Annotated in this window: 21 protein-coding genes; 2 read left to right on the top strand and 19 right to left on the bottom strand. The window is 31.5% G+C overall.

Annotated elements, in window-relative coordinates:
• The 19 genes from DES36_RS14720 to DES36_RS02635 all read right to left on the bottom strand — a co-directional run.
• The coding region (locus DES36_RS14720) for a hypothetical protein (protein WP_170128146.1) at positions 1-237 on the bottom strand (237 nt) is incomplete at its 3' end.
• A gap of 511 nt (positions 238-748) precedes the next feature.
• Positions 749-1,819: a dTDP-glucose 4,6-dehydratase gene (gene rfbB / locus DES36_RS02550; protein WP_113919645.1), complete on the bottom strand. Its 1,071-nt coding sequence runs from the start codon at positions 1,817-1,819 to the stop codon at positions 749-751.
• 1 nt (position 1,820) lies between these two features.
• Positions 1,821-2,696 (bottom strand): glucose-1-phosphate thymidylyltransferase RfbA, encoded by an 876-nt coding sequence (gene rfbA / locus DES36_RS02555; RefSeq protein WP_113919646.1) that lies wholly within the window; start codon positions 2,694-2,696, stop codon positions 1,821-1,823.
• A 38-nt stretch (positions 2,697-2,734) separates the two neighbouring features.
• Positions 2,735-4,036: a lipopolysaccharide biosynthesis protein gene (locus DES36_RS02560; RefSeq protein ID WP_113919647.1), complete on the bottom strand. Its 1,302-nt coding sequence runs from the start codon at positions 4,034-4,036 to the stop codon at positions 2,735-2,737.
• 18 nt (positions 4,037-4,054) lie between these two features.
• Positions 4,055-5,194, bottom strand: coding sequence for a dTDP-4-amino-4,6-dideoxygalactose transaminase (gene rffA, locus DES36_RS02565; protein WP_113919648.1), 1,140 nt, complete (start codon positions 5,192-5,194; stop codon positions 4,055-4,057).
• A complete protein-coding gene (locus DES36_RS02570; protein ID WP_113919649.1) occupies positions 5,191-5,910 on the bottom strand; it encodes a GNAT family N-acetyltransferase in 720 nt (239 codons plus the stop codon). Before DES36_RS02570 ends, rffA begins: the two co-directional genes overlap by 4 nt.
• The gene (locus DES36_RS02575) at positions 5,907-6,944 is read right to left on the bottom strand and encodes a TDP-N-acetylfucosamine:lipid II N-acetylfucosaminyltransferase family protein (RefSeq protein ID WP_113919650.1); all 1,038 of its coding nucleotides are present in this window, start codon (positions 6,942-6,944) and stop codon (positions 5,907-5,909) included. The genes DES36_RS02570 and DES36_RS02575 overlap by 4 nt, the downstream gene beginning before the upstream one ends.
• An 85-nt stretch (positions 6,945-7,029) precedes the next feature.
• The gene (locus DES36_RS02580; RefSeq protein WP_113919651.1) at positions 7,030-8,304 is read right to left on the bottom strand and encodes an O-antigen ligase family protein; all 1,275 of its coding nucleotides are present in this window, start codon (positions 8,302-8,304) and stop codon (positions 7,030-7,032) included.
• A gap of 40 nt (positions 8,305-8,344) precedes the next feature.
• Positions 8,345-9,472 (bottom strand): glycosyltransferase, encoded by a 1,128-nt coding sequence (locus DES36_RS02585; RefSeq protein WP_113919652.1) that lies wholly within the window; start codon positions 9,470-9,472, stop codon positions 8,345-8,347.
• A 31-nt stretch (positions 9,473-9,503) separates the two neighbouring features.
• Positions 9,504-10,637 carry a DegT/DnrJ/EryC1/StrS family aminotransferase gene (locus tag DES36_RS02590; RefSeq protein WP_341457116.1) on the bottom strand — a complete coding sequence of 378 codons (1,134 nt, stop codon included), beginning with the start codon at positions 10,635-10,637 and terminating at the stop codon, positions 9,504-9,506.
• A 13-nt stretch (positions 10,638-10,650) separates the two neighbouring features.
• Positions 10,651-11,211, bottom strand: coding sequence for an acyltransferase (locus DES36_RS02595; RefSeq protein WP_113919654.1), 561 nt, complete (start codon positions 11,209-11,211; stop codon positions 10,651-10,653).
• The gene (locus tag DES36_RS02600; RefSeq protein ID WP_113919655.1) at positions 11,208-12,290 is read right to left on the bottom strand and encodes a Gfo/Idh/MocA family protein; all 1,083 of its coding nucleotides are present in this window, start codon (positions 12,288-12,290) and stop codon (positions 11,208-11,210) included. The genes DES36_RS02595 and DES36_RS02600 overlap by 4 nt, the downstream gene beginning before the upstream one ends.
• 11 nt (positions 12,291-12,301) lie before the next feature.
• The gene (locus DES36_RS02605; RefSeq protein ID WP_113919656.1) at positions 12,302-13,609 is read right to left on the bottom strand and encodes a nucleotide sugar dehydrogenase; all 1,308 of its coding nucleotides are present in this window, start codon (positions 13,607-13,609) and stop codon (positions 12,302-12,304) included.
• Positions 13,602-14,708, bottom strand: coding sequence for a non-hydrolyzing UDP-N-acetylglucosamine 2-epimerase (gene wecB / locus DES36_RS02610; protein WP_113919657.1), 1,107 nt, complete (start codon positions 14,706-14,708; stop codon positions 13,602-13,604). Before wecB ends, DES36_RS02605 begins: the two co-directional genes overlap by 8 nt.
• 47 nt (positions 14,709-14,755) lie before the next feature.
• The gene (locus DES36_RS02615) at positions 14,756-15,982 is read right to left on the bottom strand and encodes a glycosyltransferase family 4 protein (protein ID WP_113919658.1); all 1,227 of its coding nucleotides are present in this window, start codon (positions 15,980-15,982) and stop codon (positions 14,756-14,758) included.
• Between the two features lie 12 nt (positions 15,983-15,994).
• The gene (locus tag DES36_RS02620) at positions 15,995-16,723 is read right to left on the bottom strand and encodes a GNAT family N-acetyltransferase (RefSeq protein ID WP_113919659.1); all 729 of its coding nucleotides are present in this window, start codon (positions 16,721-16,723) and stop codon (positions 15,995-15,997) included.
• Positions 16,713-17,342 (bottom strand): sugar transferase, encoded by a 630-nt coding sequence (locus tag DES36_RS02625; protein ID WP_113919660.1) that lies wholly within the window; start codon positions 17,340-17,342, stop codon positions 16,713-16,715. Before DES36_RS02625 ends, DES36_RS02620 begins: the two co-directional genes overlap by 11 nt.
• 31 nt (positions 17,343-17,373) lie before the next feature.
• Positions 17,374-18,573 carry a DegT/DnrJ/EryC1/StrS family aminotransferase gene (locus DES36_RS02630; RefSeq protein ID WP_113919661.1) on the bottom strand — a complete coding sequence of 400 codons (1,200 nt, stop codon included), beginning with the start codon at positions 18,571-18,573 and terminating at the stop codon, positions 17,374-17,376.
• Between the two features lie 304 nt (positions 18,574-18,877).
• The gene (locus DES36_RS02635) at positions 18,878-19,729 is read right to left on the bottom strand and encodes a hypothetical protein (RefSeq protein ID WP_113919662.1); all 852 of its coding nucleotides are present in this window, start codon (positions 19,727-19,729) and stop codon (positions 18,878-18,880) included.
• A 327-nt stretch (positions 19,730-20,056) separates the two neighbouring features.
• On the opposite strand from DES36_RS02635, the gene DES36_RS02640 reads away from it, so the two are divergent.
• On the top strand, positions 20,057-21,094 hold the full coding sequence (locus DES36_RS02640) for a DUF3048 domain-containing protein (RefSeq protein ID WP_113919663.1): 1,038 nt from the start codon (positions 20,057-20,059) through the stop codon (positions 21,092-21,094).
• Between the two features lie 63 nt (positions 21,095-21,157).
• A complete protein-coding gene (locus DES36_RS02645; protein ID WP_113919664.1) occupies positions 21,158-21,700 on the top strand; it encodes a glutathione peroxidase in 543 nt (180 codons plus the stop codon).
• Positions 21,701-22,020: the final 320 nt, after the last annotated feature.

Below are 22,020 nucleotides of genomic sequence, written 5' to 3' on the forward strand. Positions count from 1 at the left end.
TATAACGATATCTACAAATTTTTCTAATTCTAAACCTTGAGCAACATATTCGTAGGGATATGTTACGGGGGAATTCTTTTCATAATATTGAATTATGTGCTCTTTAGTCACTTCTGTTTCTTCTATAATTGGTGTTTGACTTGATGCAAACACTGGTATTATCTTATTCGTCATTAAGAATAAACATACAGTAAATATTATAATAACGATTTTGCTAAATTTACGTTTAAAGTACATTGTTATCCCCCTTTTATATCCTAATTTCATATAATACAATGATGCTTCAAGTTTTTATCAACAAGAAAAGACGATAAAACAAAATTAATTACTATTCAACAGCATTACATCTTTTATTATAGTCTTAAATCATGGTCTATTTATTGTCGCTTAAATCTTATATCAAAAACTGATACAATGCTCAGTTTGTACTTAATTCATCCACATTTATTCTTAATTCAATTTATACATACTTTAGGCCTTACATCGTGAACTATTTATTACGAACTATTCAATGGTTAACCCTTTACATGAATACGCGTCTACCATATATACTAATGTAATTTTGAATAATAACATATTACAACTCAAAAATTATAACAAAAAAAGATTTTAGATAACTTTATATTTCTAACATTCTTATTCTTAGAATTCTAATTATAAACTTATTAGCTTTAATAGCATTTTTTCACCAAAAGACAAACAAACTATTTAAGCCAAATAGTTGTCATTGTTGTCTTTACTTGTGTTTTCATGACTGAGCTTTATCAATTCCTTTATACATCTCATCATAATAATTCACATAATCACCAGATACAATATCCTCAATCCACTCAATATTATTTAAATACCATTTGATAGTTTCTTTTATTCCTTGTTCAAAAGTGTAAACAGGGGACCAACCCAGTTGAGTAGTAATTTTTGTATTATCAATTGCATATCTTCTATCATGTCCAGGCCTATCTTTAACATATTTGATAAGTTCCTCTGATTTTTCTAATGTCTTAATAATAAACTTAACTATTTCAATATTAGCCTTTTCATTATTTCCACCGATGTTATACACCTCTCCATCTACACCCTTGTGTAGAACTGTATCAATAGCACAACAATGATCAGATACATGAAGCCAGTCTCTTATTTGCATTCCATCACCATAGACAGGTAAGTCTTTTCCTTTAAGACAATTATTTATCATTAGAGGTATTAACTTCTCAGGGAACTGATAGGGTCCATAATTATTGCTACAACGCGTTATATTAATAGGCATACCAAAAGTTTCATGATATGCTCTAACAATCATGTCTGCACTAGCCTTAGATGCAGAGTAGGGACTATTAGGCATTAAGGGCATCGTCTCTACGAACATTCCTTCCTTACCTAATGCTCCATAAACTTCATCAGTTGAAACTTGTACAAACTTAACACTCTCTTTATAATTTTTGCAATATTTATCTTCAGGATTTACCTTCCAATATTTCTTAGCTACCTCAAGCAATGTTTGAGTACCAATAATATTAGTTGTTAAGAACAATTCTGGTTCTTCGATGCTTCTATCAACATGTGATTCAGCAGCAAAATTAACTACTTCCGATATATCATTATTGTTAAAGATATCTTCAATTTTATCCCTATCTCTGATATCCGCCTTAATAAAAGTGTAGTTTGAATTATCAGCAATATCTTTAAGATTCTCAAGATTCCCCGCATACGTAAGGGCATCAATATTAATAATATTATAATCAGGATATTTTCCGAGCATCATTTTAATAAAATTGCTCCCAATAAACCCAGCACCACCTGTTACTAAAATAGTTTTCATACTATATAATCACCTCTTCAGCAATTTGCAATAAATACTTTCCATATTCAGTTTTGCTAAACTCATTACCAAGAGATACAAGTTGATCTTTGGAAATCCATTTATTTCTATACGCAATTTCTTCTATACAACTTATAAAAAGACCTGTTCTCTTTTGCATTGTTTGAACAAAATTTGAAGCATTAGCCAGTCCTTCATAACTACCAGTATCAAGCCATGCAAAACCACGTCCTAAAAGTTCAATCTTTAATTCCCCATCCTTTAAATATTCCATATTCAAATCTGTTATCTCAATTTCCCCTCGTGATGATGGTTTTAATTTTTTTGCTCTTTGAATTACACTATTATCATAATAATATAAACCAGGTACAGCATAATGAGATTTGGGACTTTTAGGTTTTTCTTCTAAAGAAATTACATTATAGCTTTCATCAAATTCTACAACTCCAAATTCACTTGGATCTGGAACAAAATAACCAAATATAACTGCTCCTTCATTTAGGCTAGATGCGCTCAATAGCTTAGGCACAAAGCCTTGTCCATAAAAAACATTGTCTCCAAGTATTAAACAAACACAATCATCTTCAATGAATTCTTCACCAACTATAAATGCATCTGCAAGACCTTTAGGTTTTTCTTGAGTTTTATATTCAAATCTCATTCCAAGATTAGATCCATCGCCTAATAGTTTTTTATAAAAATCAATATATTCAGGATTAGAAATAATAAGAACTTCTCTTATCTTTGATAACATCAACACCGATAATGGATAATAAATCATTGGTTTATCGTATATAGGTAATAACTGCTTGCTAATCCCTTTTGTAATTGGATAGAGTCTAGATCCGCTACCTCCGGCTAAAATTATTCCTTTCATTATATAATACCACCTTTTCCAGAAATTTTATCAATACATTATTGATTGTTAACTCTTTTTATTTCTGAATCTAAAATTTTCATAACCATTACTAATAAAGCAACATAGGTAATAGAACTAAATATTGAATACAGACCTACTGCTTGGTAAGAATTCAAATTCATAGTTTTCGTAATCACAAAGGCAACAAAAATCAATATAAGCCTTGTAATATTTAGTAAAAGTCCTTCCCTCTGTCGTTCAAAAATCTCAAGAATCCTACCTACCGGAGTAATAATAAAATGAAAATACACCATAAATGATAGCATTTGAGAATAAACTCCTGCATCATACCATTCGCTACCAAATACAAAAGAGAATAACCATGGACCGAATAGTAAAAGTATAACAAATGGAATCAAAGCTATTAATGCAATTTGCTTAATTAACTTTTGAGCTATACTCTTAATTTTATCAGGATTATCTTTGCCAATTTTAGCTGCTTCTGAATAAAAAACCTGAGACACCGAATTTCCAATAAGGCTCATTGGTAGTGATGTAATGCTATTTGCTAAACCAAAAAGACCTACTGCAGATGTTCCAAAGAAAGACACTAACAAAACAACAGGAAGATTATTTCCAGCAGTATAGACATAATTGCTAGGTGCAGAATATAATGGGAAATTTTTATAGCGCTTCATAACCTGCTTAAGCCGCTGCTGACTTACAGCTAATAATAACTCTTTTTTCTTAATCACAGGAGTAATTAAAGACGTTATCCCAGCACTTTGACCAATGATTACACCTAATATTAATCCCACTGGACCAAACTTCATTAAACCGAAAATTAGTTTGGTAAGATTCGATGTTATACTCTGACTAATCTTAGTTCTTGTGATAATCTTATAATTTCTTTCTCTAAAACCCCATTGTAGAACAATATTATAAGTCCCAGTAAAAAATACGCCAAATGGAATAAGATACTTATATGAAGACAATACTTCACTATCCATTAATTTTAAAAAATGCTCACCATATAATGTTAATAATACGAAAATTATTAACACCACAATTGATAAAAAAGACATGGACAAAACTAATAAGTTGATTGCCATATCATCATCATCTGCTATAGGTATAGCATTCTGATAATCAAAGGATGCTGATATAGCTAAAAGACCTAGGACTGCTGAATAAGCAGTCAATACACCATACTGTTCAGGTGGATATATTCTTGTAATGATAGGAGAAAAAATTATACCAAGCGCTTGAGCAAAGGCTGTTCCACCAGTAATAAGCATAATATTCTTGCCAAAAGTACTCTTTTTTATTTTTTTTTGTATATATAATATTAATCTCAAATTTATTTCCTATCCTATTTATTTCTTCCTTTTATAGAAAGAAATTATTTTTCCAATAATATATTTTGTTTTCTCCGCTTCAAGACCATAATACAAAGGTAATCTCAGCAGTCGTTCACTCTCCCTAGTGGTATACTTATCAATGCCAAAAAACCTTCCATATTTATTACCTGCTTTTGAACTATGAAGTGGTACATAATGAAACACTGCATTAATCTCATTGTCTTTTAAATAATTAATCAAATGGGTTCTTTCTTCTAGACCCTTACATTTAATATAGAACATATGTGCATTATGTGAACAACCTTCTGGTATAGCAGGTAATTCTACTTTTCTTGTTTTTGCCAATTCACTTAAACCCTCATAGTATAAATTCCATGTTTTCAACCGATTTTCATTAATAGTTTCGGCCTCCTCAAGTTGAGCAAAAAGGTATGCAGCATTCAATTCACTCGGTAGATAAGAGCTACCAATATCAACCCATGAATACTTATCAACTTGTCCTCTAAAGAATTTACTTCGATTAGTTCCTTTTTCACGAATGATTTCAGCCCGTTCTATACAATCCTTGTTTTGAATTAAAATTGCCCCACCTTCACCCATTGTATAATTTTTAGTCTCATGAAAACTATAAGTTCCGAAATCTCCAATAGTTCCTAAAGCTTTTCCTTTATATGTAGACATTACACCTTGAGCAGCATCTTCAATAACATAAAGATTATTTTTTTTCGCAATTTCCATAATCGTGTCCATTTCACATGACACACCTGCATAATGAACAGGTACTATTGCTTTTGTTTTCTCTGTTATAGCATCTTCTATTAAATTTTCATCAATATTAAGCGTATCCGGCCTAATATCAACAAAAACTATCTTCGCTCCTCTTAGTACAAAAGCATTTACTGTCGATACAAAAGTAAATGAGGGGGCTATAACTTCATCTCCAGGTTTTATATCTGCTAAGATTGCCGCCATTTCTAAAGCATGTGTACATGATGTAGTAAGCAAAGCTTTTGGTGTATTGAATTTTTCTTCAATCCATATATTGCATTTTTTAGTAAAAGGGCCATCACCAGACAATTTCTGATTGTTTTCTACTGCCTTTTGCATATATTTATATTCATCACCAGTAAATGGTGGAACGTTAAATGCTATCATTTTAATTCTCCTTTGTAATAATACCAATGCTTAATGTTCTCAATAATAAATCCATTTTTAATGTACGTATTTATTGCCTTAGTATTCTTCCCTTGTGTAGAAACACTAATTTCTCCACATGCATTCTTAAAAGCTATGTAATTAATATAACTTAGGAGATACCGACTTATTTTTCTGCCCTGATATTTTGGAAAAACACCAAGTAGTCCAATTATTAATTTTTGATTTACGATTTTATAAGTAATAAATCCTTCTAAGAGATTATTACGATAATATCCAATGCAATTATCATCAAAATTACCTTTTATGCTTTTGACAGCCCATTTATAATAGAATTCGTTAACTTTCTCTTTGTCAAAAAGAGCAAACCTAGACACATTTCCGTATAAGTCATAAAAATCATCCTTATATACTAATAAATGTTCTTCTCGCACATCTTGAAACATACTTAATTCAGAAATATTACTTTGCTGCTGAACTTTTTGCACTAAATTTATTTTACTCTCTACAAATCGAAATCCATTATCCTCTAAACAATTAATATATTGGATATCACTTTCTGAGGATAGTGCTTGAATAATAAATGGAGTACTATCTAATTTGCTAATTAAATTTCGTTCAAAATCGATTAAGTTATTACTTTTATTTGCATTATATATATTAAAACCCCAAAATTTTGAATCCCAATCTAATTTTTTGATTTTTATATTTATCATTTTATATCATCCTTAAAGATTTTCTTCCAATCATCTATCAACTTTTCTTCAGAAAATTGTCTTTTCACATTCTCAATATTCATTTGTATTTCTCTTGTATTCATTTTTTCAAATAAATCATCAAAATTTTCATTTAAACTAAATACTTTTAAATGATGATCTAAACAAAATTGCCATGTAGTAATGTCTTCTCGAATGTAAACTTTTTTACCTAATCCTAGTAATGTTGTAATATTACCTAACGCTTGTTGTCTTTTATGATTGAATATTGCAACATCTATCTTGCTTAAAATATCAAGGTATCTATCGAACGGCATAAAGTTTGTTAGCGGAATAAATTTGTTTTCAAAAATATCCTTTCCCAATTTTACTATTTCTGCTTTATATGCATCATTACCATAAGATAATGGACATATTATCTCTATATTCTTATGTTTATATTTTGACAGCTTCATGATAATCTCCCTGTGATTATTCAATGGATCTGCCGAATTTCCTATTTGAATATAAAATTTGTCATTAGACTTAATTCTAGGTGCATCATATTCCTTACACAAATTGCTAGGGTACATAAAGGAATAATAATATTCTCCATTTGCACCATACCACTGTTTAGCTAATTCATAGTCTCCATAGATGTGGGTTATTAAACCACCTATGTTCTTAATAATGTATTTTCTAAAAAATTCATAAATATTTGATTTAAAATTCTTTTTTCTATGGTTATAATAATATAAATCTGCTCCCCATATCGCCCAATAACATTTTTCAAGCAACCAAGGTTGAAAAAATAATAATAATATTAATCTTGGAGACGTAAGTGAGTGTAATATTATTTTATCTGATATATATAATTCTTTAATTATTTTTATAAATTGAAATTTATTAATATATTCAAGATTATTTTCATAATATTCATTTAGCAACTGGTTATTATATTCTTCAATCATAAAGTAATGATCTGTAGAATCAAAATTCTCATTAATAAATTCTATGTATGGTTCATAAAACGTTCTATTTGTATTTTTAAACATATGCAATATTTTTATAACGAACACCTCACTTAGTGAATAATGTCTGCATATTAGCGTTAATACTTATACAAATACAGCACAAAAATCAACTCTTATATTTTAGTTTTAGTTCATACAAGCTTTCAGGATTTGCAAAGGTTATTCCACCAATCACCAAAATTAAAGACATTAATTGGAAAGAATGGAATATTGCTACTGGTATCATATAAAATATTGCTCCTACTAATAAAGATAAATATATTTTACCTGGTATTGTTTTATTGATTTCTCTCCAATATTTTATTATTGGAATTGCGAACATATTAATAAAATATAAAGTGCCAATAAGGCCATATCTTTTTAATAATAATAACCATTCATTATCTGCTGCATTCTTATAAACTATAGACTTTACTGGTCCTATTCCAAGTAGAGGATGTTGTAGAAAGTACCCAAAGTTTTCTTGCCAATTAGCTAACCTAAGTTGCCATGAGTTGCTATTCTTAAGGTCAAATATCTCCATTATCCTCCATGTTAAATCTTTTGGAAGAATAAGAAACGCTAAAATAAATATACTTAATAAACCAATCAATAAGCTAAACATTATAAATAACTTTTTTAACTTGTTTCTTTTATTGTTAAAAATAAAATCTTTATAATATAAAAAAAAGAAAACTACAGAGGATACAATAAAAAACAAAAAACCTGATCTAGATCTTGTCATTAATAGAACAATAAAATTTATTATCATAATTAGCAAATTATATTTTTGTTTGTTATATAAATATAATCCTAAACTACTTAAACATCCAATAAGTACTATTACTGCATATACGTTTGGATTATCTGAAAGTCCAATAACTCTAGGCCATGGATAATCATTTATTAGTGTTTTGTATTGAGTCGGCGCTATATAGGGTATATACAATTCATTTAAACTAAATATATTAAAATATTGTGTTATTGAAACAATACTAGTAACAAAAATGCTAGTGTTTATAATTTTTAAGAAAAACATTTTATCGTTTTGTTTTGTGATTAATGTAGATGTTATTATAAACAATCCACAATATACAAATATTTTGTAAAGTTCAAAAAAATCGTTTATAATAACATTATAACCACTTAAAGCTCCATTAATAATAGATATTATAATGAAGAAACTAAATGTAATGATTAATATTGGAAATAGTGATTTATGCAAAACTACTCTTTTATTTGTAATCACTTTTACTATCAAACAAAAAAATCCAATTACCACAGCAAACTGCTCTAATCGCATTCCTGGCAAACCCTTCAACCTAATAGTAGGTACTAATATAATAGAGGCAATTATAAAAGATAACAACAATCTACCATTAAATTTTATTGACTTTTCCATATACACCTTCCTTGTTAATATTTTATTTTTCAGGAATAATCTATATTAAGCTGTACAAATTTAGTAGCTCTATTTCTTGAGTATTCCAATTATATTCTTCAATAACTGCTTTTTTGCCGTTCTTACCTTTTAGAGCTGAACTATATTGGTTATCAAGCAAATTATTTATTGCATTGGTGATTTCAATTATATTATCTGGATTAATGGCTATCCCGCATTCATGCTTTTTTACAATTTTTTTCCATAATTTATTGTTAGTACAAATCACAGGCAATCCAGCTTCCATAAACTCAAATATTTTTGTATTACCAAGCGTACCCTCATCGCCTACTTGAGTATCATGGCCAAGTAAAGTCATGCCAATCATCGATTCATTATAAATGTCTTTTACTCTTTCATGAGGAATTCTACCTAAATATCTTACCTTACTCCACCCACTTAGATTCTTTAATTTATCAAGATACTCAGGTGAACTACTACCTGCTAACACATATTCAATATCTTCAATCGGCTCAATTGCCTTAATGATATTTTCATGATTCCATTGTGCGCTAATTCCTCCTGCAAAGCATATAGCCCTTTGTTTTTGTATATCTGTCTTCATTGTTTCTTTATCTATAATAGGATAATTTGTTATCATTATAGTGTTAGGATTAATATGTTTTAGTCGATCAACAAATTTTGGTGTCACAGTAATTAATGCATCAAAATTTTTAGCTTTACTTTTTTCATATTTTTTATAGGTTGAAGATATAAGCTTACGAACCTTCTTTGGTATCCAAGTTTTAAATAATATCTGTTGTGAAACATCTTCGTGAAAATCAAACACTACTTTTTTGCTACGTTTTTTCATCCATGCAGCCTCTGGAAGAAGCTCAGGATCATGAAAATGATATATGTCCGCATTTATATTAATCATCTTTTTTCTTAGATATTTCTTTGACTTTATCATACGTTGGATTCTATTTAGTGGCTTAAATTGCGTTGATATTATATGCACTCCATCAATAATCTCATCTACAAGATTATCATTAACTAATAAGATTACATCAAAGCCTTTTTTAGCTAACGATTTGCATTCTTTATGAAATATTCGAACATCATATCTAGAATGTGCACTAGTTACATGACATACTTTCGATAATTTGGTTGCGTCTTTATTTATCATTTGATTTATTCTCGTTTCGATATAATCTTTTTTAATTCAAAAAATCTATAATTACTTTACTTATATTTATAATATCTTGTTCACTTAGATAAGGATGCATTGGTAAGGATAATACTGTTTCACAAAGCTTATTCGTAATTTCAAAATCGCAATCTTTATTCTCTAAGTAGCTAAATGCTTCCTGTTTGTGCATCGGCTTTACATAGTAAATCATGCTAGGAATACTGTTTTCTTTTAATCTAGCCTGTAAATTATCTCTTATTTCTTTATTCTCAAGTTTAATTGTATATTGGGCAAAGCTAGATACATAACCTTCAGGAATAATTGGAGTTTGTACAATTCCTTTTAACCTCTCTGTATAAAGCTTGTACGCTCTGTTTACATCTTCAAGTTCATGATTTGTAAAAGCAGTAAGTTTTATATTTAACACTGCTGCCTGAATGGAGTCGAGTCTTGAATTCACTCCGATTCTTACATTATCATATTTGTTGTCACCTTTTCCATGAATTTTATATGATTTCAAGAGATTTGCTAAATTTTCATCATTCGTAAAGATAGCACCACCATCTCCGTAACATCCTAATGGTTTTGCTGGGAAGAATGATGTGGTTGCGGCATCCCCAAAGCCACAAGCCTTCTTACCATTAATACTTCCACCAAAACCTTGAGCACCATCTTCAAGGATTTTCAAATTATACTTCTTAGCAATTCTTTCAATTTCTATATAATCTGCTGGAAGTCCAAATAAGTCAACGGGAATAATAACCTTTGGAGCTAATTTGCCTTCTTCTAGCACTTCATTTATTGCTTCTTCAAGTTTTACTGTATCAATATTAAAGGTATCTTTATCTACATCAACAAAGACTGGTGTAGCCCCCCTAAAAGAGACGACTTCTCCAGTTGAGAAAAATGTAAAGTCAGGAACAAAAACGGCATCCCCTTCTTTGATGTCCCATGCCATCATAACAAGGGTCATAGCTTCCGTTCCATTGGCACAGGTAATACAATTTTTTACCCCAACGTATTCAGCCAGTCTTCTTTCAAGAGTATCTACTTCTTTTCCACCAATAAAATTCGTATTACTTAAGACTTCTTGGATTGCTGAGTCAATCTCAGTCTTGTATTTATTATATTGAGCTTTTAAGTCTCTAAATTCCACAATCATTACTCCCTACCAATTATACTTCTTTCAGTCCATCGCTATCTAAAATATACTTTCTATCACATGCATCACATTTATAATTTTCTTTTAAAGGTGTTCCACACTCGCATACCCATCCTATTTGCTTTGCAGGTACTCCTGCCATTAACGCATATGCTGGCACATCTTTTGTCACTACTGCTCCTGAAGCGATCATTGCCCATTTACCAATAGTATTGCCGCATACTATTGTCGCATTTGCACCAATAGATGCTCCGTACTTTACTAATGTTCTTTTATAACCTGCTGGACCTTTAGGATATTTACTTCTTGGTGTTAAATCATTTGTAAATACCATCGACGGACCACAAAATACATAATCTTCCAGCTCGACACCCTCATAAATAGATACATTGTTTTGGATCTTAACGCCATTGCCAACCTTAACATTGTTAGATACATTAACATTCTGTCCTAAAGAACAATTTTCGCCTATTTGTGCGCCATGATGAATATGGCAAAAGTGCCATACTTTAGTCCCCTCACCAATTGTTACATTCTCATCTATATAACTACTTTCATGAACGAAATGGTTCATCTATCGAACCTTCCTTTAAAATCTAGTGTGCTACATTTTTCAAGTGGTAATTTCACACTCTTACCTTCTGCTGCCGACTTATAGATGGCAAGCACAAGTTCAAGTGCATTTCTTCCATCTACCGCGGTTACATATGGTTGTCTACCATTCTTGATTGCATCAATCACATCTGTATATAATGGAGTATGACCAAAGCCATAAACATTTGGCGGATTCTCATGATATTTTTCTTTTACTTCTTCTGCATCATCTAGCTTATCTGCAAACGCCCACTCTTCAATTAGATTTACTGATTTACCACCAGCTTTTACAGTCCCTTTTTCACCAAAGATATAAAGGGTCTCTTCGAGATTTTGGGGATAGATATTTGTTGTACCTTCAATAATTCCATAACTTCCGTTTGTGAATTTTACTAGAGCCATCCCTAAATCTTCAGCATCAATAAATCCATGAATAAGATTATCCGTCATGCCAACTACTTCAGTAATCTCGTCACCCATCATCCATCTCAGAAGATCAATATTATGAATACATTGATTCATAAGCGCACCACCGTCTTGCTCCCAAGTGCCTCTCCATGGTGCTTGCTTATAATATTCTTCTCCTCTATTCCACCTAATATGTGCTGTACCATGCATAAGTCTACCAAAGCGATTCTGTTCAACCGCTTCTCTGATTTTTTGAACAGATTTGTTGAAGCGATTCTGGTGACATGCACTTACTTTGATATTTTTTTCATTTGCCTTTTTAATAATTAAATCCGCTTCTTCAAGGGAAAGTGCTATAGGTTTCTCTATGATTAAATTGGCTCCAGCTTCTATACAATCTAAGGCAATTTGTCCATGTTTCCCACTTTCAGTACAAATTCCTACTAGTTCTGGCTTCTCAGCTTGAAGCATTTCTTTATAATTAACGTATTTTTTTGTATCTGTTGGAAGATTAAACTTTTCAATTATATTATCCATTTTTGACTCTTCAATATCGCACAATGCTACTATTTCTAGGTTGTTCTCAAGTGCTGCAGCGATATGATTTGGAGAAATTCTTCCACATCCAATAATTGCATATTTAAAACTCATATATATCCCCCTTATAATAGCTCAATATTTTCTCGTGATTCTATATGTTTCATAGCATTTTTGGTATCAAAGATTGCTTTGGCATACTTTTGTACAAATTCATAATCGACAGTTGAGTGTGCTGTAGTTATAATGACTAAATCTGCACTTTCAATTAGTTCAACTGTTAATTCATGCTCCCCTTTTCGGACTTCTCCATGCTCCTTATACTCAGTTACAAACGGATCGAAATATATAACTTCTGCGCCTTCTTTTTCTAGTTCTTTTATAACTCTTATAGCAGGGCTTTCTCTATAATCATCAATATCTTGCTTATAAGCTACACCCAAAACAAGAATCTTTGAACCATTCATTGCCTTGTTAAATCTATTTAGAATTTTACTGGATCTTTCTGCACAGTATTCAGGCATACGATCATTTACCATCATTGATGATTCAATCATTGAAGTATGAAAACCATATTCTCTAGCTTTCCAAGATAGGTAATATGGATCAAGTGGAATACAATGTCCACCAAGACCTGGCCCTGGGTAAAAAGCCTGAAAACCATAAGGCTTAGATTTCGCTGCATCTACAACTTCCCAAAAATTGATACCCATTTTGTTGCAAAGAATAGCTAGTTCATTAACTAAACCGATATTTACATTTCTATAAGTATTTTCTAGTATTTTTTCCATCTCTGCTATTGCAGGTGATGATACTCTATGAATAGGAGCTTCCAAAATTGCTTCATATAATGCTGCAGCAACATCGGTACATTTAGGGGTAATCCCACCTACTACCTTAGGTGTATTTTTCGTTTTATAGATTAAATTTCCAGGGTCTACTCTTTCAGGGGAAAATGCCAGATAAAAGTCTTGTCCACACTTTAGGCCAGACTTTTCAAGAATTGGTTTTAAAAGTTCTTCTGTTGTTCCTGGATACGTTGTAGATTCAAGCACAATAAGCATATCTTCATGCATATAAGGCACTATACTTTCAGCCGATGATTTAACATAACTAATATCTGGTTGTTGGTGTAAATCAAGAGGGGTTGGTACGCATATAGCTACGCAATCTGCTGATGCCACTTGAGAAAAGTCTGTTGTAGCAGATAAAAGGCCTGATTTCACGATTTCTTCAAGGTCTTCATTTACAACATCTCCTATATAATTCTTACCAAGGTTAACCATCTCTACTTTAGCTTCTTGCACATCAAATCCTATAGTCTTAAATCCAGCTTTTGCTTTTTCAACTGCTAATGGAAGCCCTACATACCCTAAACCTACTACACCGAGTGTAGCTGTTTTGCTTAATAACTTTTCTTTAATACTATTCATTTTGCTGACCTCCATTAATTATTGCTTCACATATTTTCGCAGTAGCATTCCCATCACCAAAAGAATTCGGTTGTGATTGCTGCAAACAAGCTAATTCACGTTGAGCTTTTATCTTTATCTCTTCAATATCAATATGACTTAATACATTCCACTCGTCAGCCAGCGTCTCAACCCATTCTGTCTGATCTCTTAATGTAGTACATGGCGTTTTAAGAAAATATGCTTCCTTTTGTAATCCACCCGAATCTGTTACAACCATATAAGCATTTGAAGTTAAATACAACATTAATAAATAACCAACAGGCTTTATAATAACAATGTTCTTAAAATTTATATTTAAATCTTTAATCAACTTTTTCGTTCTAGGATGGAGAGGTATCAGCACTGGCTTGTCAAGTTCACTAAATGCTTTAAAAATGCTAAATAATTTTTCTGGATTATCAGTATTTTCTGCTCTGTGAATTGTAGCCAAGTAATACTCTTTATCGTTCAATTTCGGTAAAGTCCCATTATCTCTTATTAGTTCATCAAACCATGCACCATTCGCATATTTTTCATTTGAGATATTAATGTTTCTTAGCACAGCATCAAACATAATATCACCGGAATTTATTACTCCTGATGTAATCCCCTCTTTACTTAGATTATTAACAGCAGTTTGAGTCGGACAAAATAAAATATTAGAAATATGATCTGTCAAAATCCTATTTTGCTCTTCTGGCATTAACTTATTATAACTGCGAAGACCTGCTTCTACATGGTAGACAGGAATGTGTAGTTTACTAGCAGCTAAAGCACCAGCCAAAGTTGAATTTGTATCACCGTAGACAAGCAATCCATCGGGCTTCTCATTAAGAATAATTTTCTCAATTCCTTCTAACATTTTTGCAGTTTGCTTTCCGTGGCTTCCAGATCCAACTCCTAAATTATAATCTGGCTTAGGAATTCCAAGTTCTTCAAAAAAAACATCCGACATATTAGCATCATAGTGCTGACCGGTATGTACTAGAATTTCAATATTATTCTTTCTGAACTCTTCTGAAAAAGGTGCCGCTTTTATAAATTGAGGTCGTGCACCAATTATTGTTAGTAAATTCATATCTCAAAATCCTTTCATTGTATGTCAGTTTGTCTTAAAAGGTAACACTAAAACAGCCCTTGCATTTTTCTTGTCAACAACTTATAGTCTAAGTTTTGACATGCTTCCTTCGCATTATCGCAATATTTTTGATAGGAATCTTTGTCCAACGAAGAGATTTTTTTTATCATCTCAGCTACTTCTTTTGGATTATTGGTTGGGATAACTTCTCCACATTTATATTCTATTATAGGATTATAATTCATATTAATTGTAGATAGTATGGGCTTTTTACTAGCGATGTACTCACTAAGTTTGTTTTGGCTCCCACCATATTTCCATGTTTTAGTCTGCTTATAATGCAGAATATTAAGATCAGATTTCGATAAAATATTTGGAATATATTTCTTATCTACTTGTCCCATAAAATGTATATTATCTAAGTTAAGCTCATTACATAAATTTATAAGTTTTTCCCGATTAGAACCATCTCCAAATATAAAAATATCTATTTTCGGAGAATTAAAGTTTTTTAGCTCTCTTGCTACTTCTATAAGAAATTCAATGTTATTAGCTATTCTTATTGATCCTGTGTAAACAACTTTAAAAGAATCACAATTATTATATTTTTCATTTTGGAATTCGTACTTATTCATATTTTCTTCAAATTCCTCTAGATCAACACCATTTGTAATATGTTCAACCTTATCTAATGATACTTTTTTATCTAACCCTTTATTAATTAGATAATCTTTGCCCCCGGCCATAGAAAATACTATATTATCCGATTTTATATAGATCCATTCTTCAATATAATAAAGTATTTTTATCAGTGGATTATTCCTTGAATACCCAAGAAACTCAACAATAGATTCTGGCCATAAATCTCGCACTTCTAATATAAACTTGGACTTTGTATTTCTCGAAACAAAATATGGGAATAATGCAAACAATGCTCCTAAATCACAAATAATTATATCTGGTTTATTACTAATCTTTTTGTAATTCAAAAGAAATCTAATAGAAAACTGCAAATGATTAATAATTCTTTTAATTCCATTCCCTTGATATTTTAAGGTTTTTATATGCACGAATTCTAATCCTTCATAACTTTTTTCAACAAACTTTAATTTAGAGTTTTCTAATAGATTAATATCTGTGTTATGTAGTGTGCTTGCAGAAATTATTTTAACATTGTGACCATTATTCATTAAATATTTGGCCATTTTATGATTTCTAACTCTCATCTCATATTTAGGAGGCATTGCATAGTGGTTAATAATCCATATATTCATAACGTAGTCTCCCTACTGATTGGGCCACAAATGGTATATACTTCCACAGCTTACATATACAAAACCCATTTTAGAGTAAAACTGAGCTGCTGATATATTTTCAATTTGTGTTCCAACTTTTATTTTTCTAATTCCTTTATCTATTACAAATGATTCCATTTTTCGAATCAGCGACTTTCCAATTCTTTGGCCTTGGTATTTCTCATCCACAGCAATGAGTTCAATAACACAGTTATCTTCATTGATAGAAAACAGAATATAGCCAGCTATATTTTTATCTTTTTTATGTAATACAAAATATTTATTCTCACTTTCAAAAGCACATTCAGTCCAATGAATATAAATTTTTTTAGCTTTTACTTCTAAAAGATTTGGATCATTAAAAAACCTTGAGTATCGAAATGAGTTCCTCGCTATATTGATAACTTGCTCATTTCTTGGCAACTTATTTGTTACATATGTATTATCTATTTGAATATCATTATTACCATATAAATCTTTTAAAAACTGAATATTTACATCAACAAGAAAGGCATTAGTTCTTTCCCCAATCCATTGGTTATTATCTTTTATATTATCAAGATTAGAAATAGTTACAAAATCGTAGTGTTTACAAAAATCAATAATTTCCTTTTGATCTTCTTTATTCACAATTCCTTTAAGATTGACTCTTGCAGAATTAACTTTAAAATAATCAGTATCCCACTCTAGTGGAATACATTCAAAATTCTCACTTAACATTAGTCATTTCACCATTCTTATTTTCTGTTATTTGTTCTATAAACACATCGTCTCTTTTTAATACTGACACTATTGTTTTCATGAATATTTTAATATCCATCCACCATGTTAAATGGTCAATATAATAAATATCATTCTTTATTCGTTCTTTCCAAGGAATTGTATTTCTAAAGTAGGCTTGATTATAACCTGTAACCCCAGGTCTGATTTCTAATTTTCTAGCCTCATCATCTTCATATAATTCTATATGCTCAGGTAAATCAGGTCTTGGTCCAATTATACTCATATCACCCCTGATAATATTTAAAAGTTGCGGTGTTTCATCAATACTTGTTTTTCTAATAAATCCGCCTATTTTAGTAAGCCTTGGATCATCTTCAGCATTAAATGTAGACCCATCTTGATTTCTTAGATCAGGTGCATTCACCTTCATCGATCTGAATTTGTACATTTTGAATACTTTTCCATCCTTGCCTAATCGAGGTGCATTATAAAATATCGTTCCTTTATCTTGAAAATATATGATTGGACCTATTATAATAAGTATAAAGAGCCATATTGGCAAAGCAAGAAGTGAAAGAACTAAATCCATTAATCTTTTCAAATAAAGTTTATACATTTTATTACCTCATCTTAATATAATAATTTTTTCAAATCTTAAGAATCACATCTTTTAAAGAACTAATAACATATTTAATTTCTTCATCGCTTAACAATGTATGCAACGGCAATGTAATTTCATTTACATATTGATTATATGAATTAGGATAATCCATAATATTAAAACCTAATTGTTTATAAGCTGTATGCATAGGTAACGGTTTGTAGTGAACATTAGTTGAAACACCTCTGGCTGCCATTTCTTCAATAATCCTATTTCGTTCTTGTTCACTTTTCCCTACAATTTGAACTAAATACAAGTGTCCATTTGAATTATAGTTTTTATCATAATGGTTTAACGTCTTAATTCCAGTTCCCTTAAATTCTTCATCATAAATACTAATAATTTCTTTTCTTCTCTTTAAAATTTCATCATATCTTTTAAACTGGCCTAATCCCAACGATGCCATAATATCCGTCATATTGCACTTATAAGCAGGGTATACAATATCGTATTCCCACCCTCCGAGCGTTGTTTTAGCTAATGCATCCTTAGATTGACCATGGAGTGTTAAAAGCATAAACTCATTATATATATCTTCAGATTGAACACCAGTTATTTCTTTCCATGTTACTGCTCCACCTTCTGCAGTAGTAAGGTTTTTTACTGCATGAAATGAGAAACACGTAAAATCAGCAACTTCACCACTCATTTTGTTCTTATAATTTGCACCAAAGGAATGAGCAGCATCTGCAACAATTGCAATTCTACCAATAGCACTCTGTATTTCATTTGAGGGTTTGAATAAATGTTTTTTACTATTGACAACCTCAAGTAGTTTGTCATAATCACACATAACACCCGCAATATCTACAGGTATAATGGCTTTTGTTTTATCTGTAATAGCTCGTTCTACTGCATTGTAATCTAAATGAAAAGAGTCTTTTGCAGTATCCACTAACACAATCCTAGCTCCAACATGGTGAATAACACTAGCAGATGACGTGTACGTATAAGCAGATGTAATAACTTCATCTCCTTCGCCTATGCCTAATAAACGTAGTGTCATCTCCATGCATGCTGTTGCAGAATTCATGCAAACAGCCTTAGTCGTATTGCAGTACTCTGCAATTTGTTTTTCAAACAGCTTTGTTTTTGGACCAGTTGTGATCCATCCTGACTTTAAAGTGTCGACTACTTCATCTATTTCTGTTTGAGTTATGTCAGGTGGTGAAAAAGATATATTCATATAAAAACTCCTTAATTCAATTAGTTAAAACATGCTGTCCTTACTATATATAAAAAAGATTATTACTTAATTATACTTTTTTCTCGGTCTTATGACAACATTATACATTATAAAACATTCTTCCATTATTAACAAGCAAACCCTTAAATATTGATTTGCCTTCTAACAACTAGTTGATCGCAGAAGTAAAATACGCCCCCTTTTATAATATCTTCAGTAAAATTCTGCCTATTATAAAAGACCAAATCCTAGATTTGGTCTTTTATATATATTATTCTATTGTTTCTGTTTGCAATATCTTTGGTTATCCTTCTATTGGTTTTGCTCCACTGTTTTTCACATCATTTGGTGCTTCATCGTTTCCTGCTTGTCCCGAATCTCCTTGTTTATTTTTCTCTTGTTCTGCTTGCTCCTGCTTCGCCTTCTCTTCCTCAGCTTTTCGTGCTGCTTCTTCCTCAGCTAGCCTTTCTTCCTCAGCTTTTCTCGCTGCTTCTTCCTGTGCTATTCTTTCTGCCTCAGCCTTTCGTGCCGCTTCTTCTTGAGCTATCCTTTCTGCTTCGGCTTTTCGTGTTGCCTCGGCTTGGGCTCTTTTCTGTTCCTCTTGTGCTTTTCGCGTTGCCGCTTCTTGGGCTTTCTTTTCTGCTGCTACCCTTGCTTTACGCTCTGCTTCTTCTTGAGCTTTCTTTTGTTCTTCGGCTTTTTCAGCTTCCTCAGACTTTATTGCTTCCTGAGTAATAGTGAAAACCAGCCTTGTCTTATTTTTGGCTTCGTCCTCTATTTCAATATTATATGTTCCTATAGTCGTAATCTTTACGGTATCTGTTGGAATCGTCAGATTATTCATTCTCGCCTTTACTACCTTCACATTATCAGAAAATTTCAATTCTACTTTATCTGTTTCAATAGTGTCACCGTGTTTAAATTCTTCGGGATATACAATTTCAATTATTGGGGCAATTTTGTCTTCTGATTCATATATAGTAGCATTTGCGTACTTCGCTTTTCTTGCCTCTTCTAGTGAGTAGACAGAGCTTATTATGTCTTTGTTGATCTTACTGATTTCTTCTGCTGCATATTTGGGTGTATTTTGATAATTATAGCCAAATAACAGTATGCCTGTTAAGGTCGCCGATAAAGCTATGACTAGTTTGCTCAATCATCTCAATCCTTTCCATAATATTTTTATATAAAAGCAATATTATATTCTATGCCAATTATCAACGAATAGAAATAATGCTTGTACATTATTTTTATTAGTTTATCTTAGTTCTCATAAATTTAATGTAAAATTTAGTTGTAATAAATGTGTTTTCTTAATATATTTTATTATATCATTTTATCCAATTATTGTTAGATGTTTTCATGATTATTTGTTTTTCCATCTTTCAACGATACAACTGACATATGTATGGATATGTCCATAAATAGAAAAGTGTTGTATACTATTGTATATATAAAATAATTAAAAGCGAGGAGATCTCTTATGAAAAAAATCTATATTGTTTTAACTCTTGTACTATTGTTCATTACATCATCATGCTCTAAAACGCCAACTTCTTCTGATCCACTGCCAGATCCTGAACCTTCTGTAAAAGAGCCTATTACATCGGCCCCTGCTAGATACGAAGATGTCCCAGAAGGTATATCCCCATTAACAGGACTTCCCTATGATGGTGATGGACGTGGTATTATGGTTCAATTAGAAAACACACCAGAAGCTAGACCTCATAGTGGAATTACACAGGCAGATCTTATCTATGAGATGGAAGTTGAGAGCAAGATTACTAGACTTACTTCTTTCTTCTTAAGTGAATACCCTGAAAAGGTTGGACCTGTACGAAGTGCACGAAGACAGCATATGTATCTTTGGAAGGAATGGGATTATCTTTATGCCTTTTATGGAGGATCCGAACTAGATCCAGGACAAAATATCTATACATTGATAAGTGAGTTAAACATCACTCAACCAGCTCTTAATGGACATAAAAACAGCACTCCTTTCACTCGCGCAAAAGATCGAAAAGCACCACACAATGCGTATATCAATCTAAATGACACTATAAAAAACAAATATAATTACAATCCAGTACAACGTAGCATCTGCTTTGACAAAATGGCTGAAATTACAGGTGACGTAGCAAATGAGATTACCTTTTCGTACAATTCAAGTAACAATATAAAATACATTTATAATAATGACACATCTGAATATGAAAGATTTATTAACGGAGAGCCTATGATGGACAAAGAAAATAATGAGCAATTATCCGTTAAGAATATCGTTATTCAACATGCCGATCACTATAAAGTTGATGAAACAGTTTATACTAATATTGATCTTGTAGGAAGTGGAAAATCTCAGTATTTTACAGAAGGCACAATGCGTACTGGTACTTGGAAACGCGAAGGCGTAAATTCCCTGACAAGGTATTATGATGAAAATGGTGAAGAAATTGCATTTAAGCCAGGAATGAGTTACATACAAATTGTACGAAATGATACAAGTATTGAATTTAAATAGTAATGTTTTTCTCACAATTTCTTGGGTACAATATATTTATACTGCAACGAAAGGATGAGAAAAATGAATATACATGATTTTAAAGCAAAAGCCATAACTGGAGAGGAAATCTCCTTAGGCGAATACAAAGGAAAAGTAATTCTTATTGTGAATACTGCCAGCAAATGTGGGTTCACACCTCAATTTAGTGGATTGGAAAAGTTATATGAAAAGTATAGGGATCATTTTGTAGTACTAGGCTTTCCAAGCAACCAGTTCTTTGATCAAGACCCTGCTTCTAATGATGAGATACAAAACTTTTGCCAACTAAACTTTGGTGTTACTTTCCCATTATTTGAAAAGACCGATGTAAGAGGAGAAAACGCTCACCCGTTGTTTAAATTCTTAATCAGTCAAAAACCATTTAAAGGTTTTGATTTAAACGACGACATCGAAAAGAAATTTTATGATTTAACAAAAGAAAATTATCCAGAATTCTTAGAAGATGGATCTATCAAATGGAACTTTACGAAATTTTTAGTATCTAAAGAAGGAGAAGTAGTAGCCCGATTCGAGCCATGGATTACACCAGAAGAGCTAGAAGGAGATATTGAAAAATTAATCTAGCTGGTCACTTTCGTTACCAGCAGTAGAAAGCTGAATGCGGAAAGCCGAAATTTTCAGCCACCCTCGGGTGGCTGTTTGTTTAAGATTCTTCGCTGCGCTCAAGAATGACCGAGGCAGTTAGCTTGGGTTCGTGTGCAAAGCGCACGTAGGTCATCCTAAAACGAAGCGAAGGATCTTAAGACCCATAAGGAATACACAAGATGCTTCTGCTTACCACCTTACCACCTTACCACCTTACCACCTCGTATAATGTAGTTATGATATTTGATAAATTAAATCTACATAGTCTAACGAATTTTTATCTTTATAATAGTATCTAA

This window comes from Alkalibaculum bacchi (assembly GCF_003317055.1).
GTDB classification, from domain to species: domain Bacteria; phylum Bacillota; class Clostridia; order Eubacteriales; family Alkalibacteraceae; genus Alkalibaculum; species Alkalibaculum bacchi.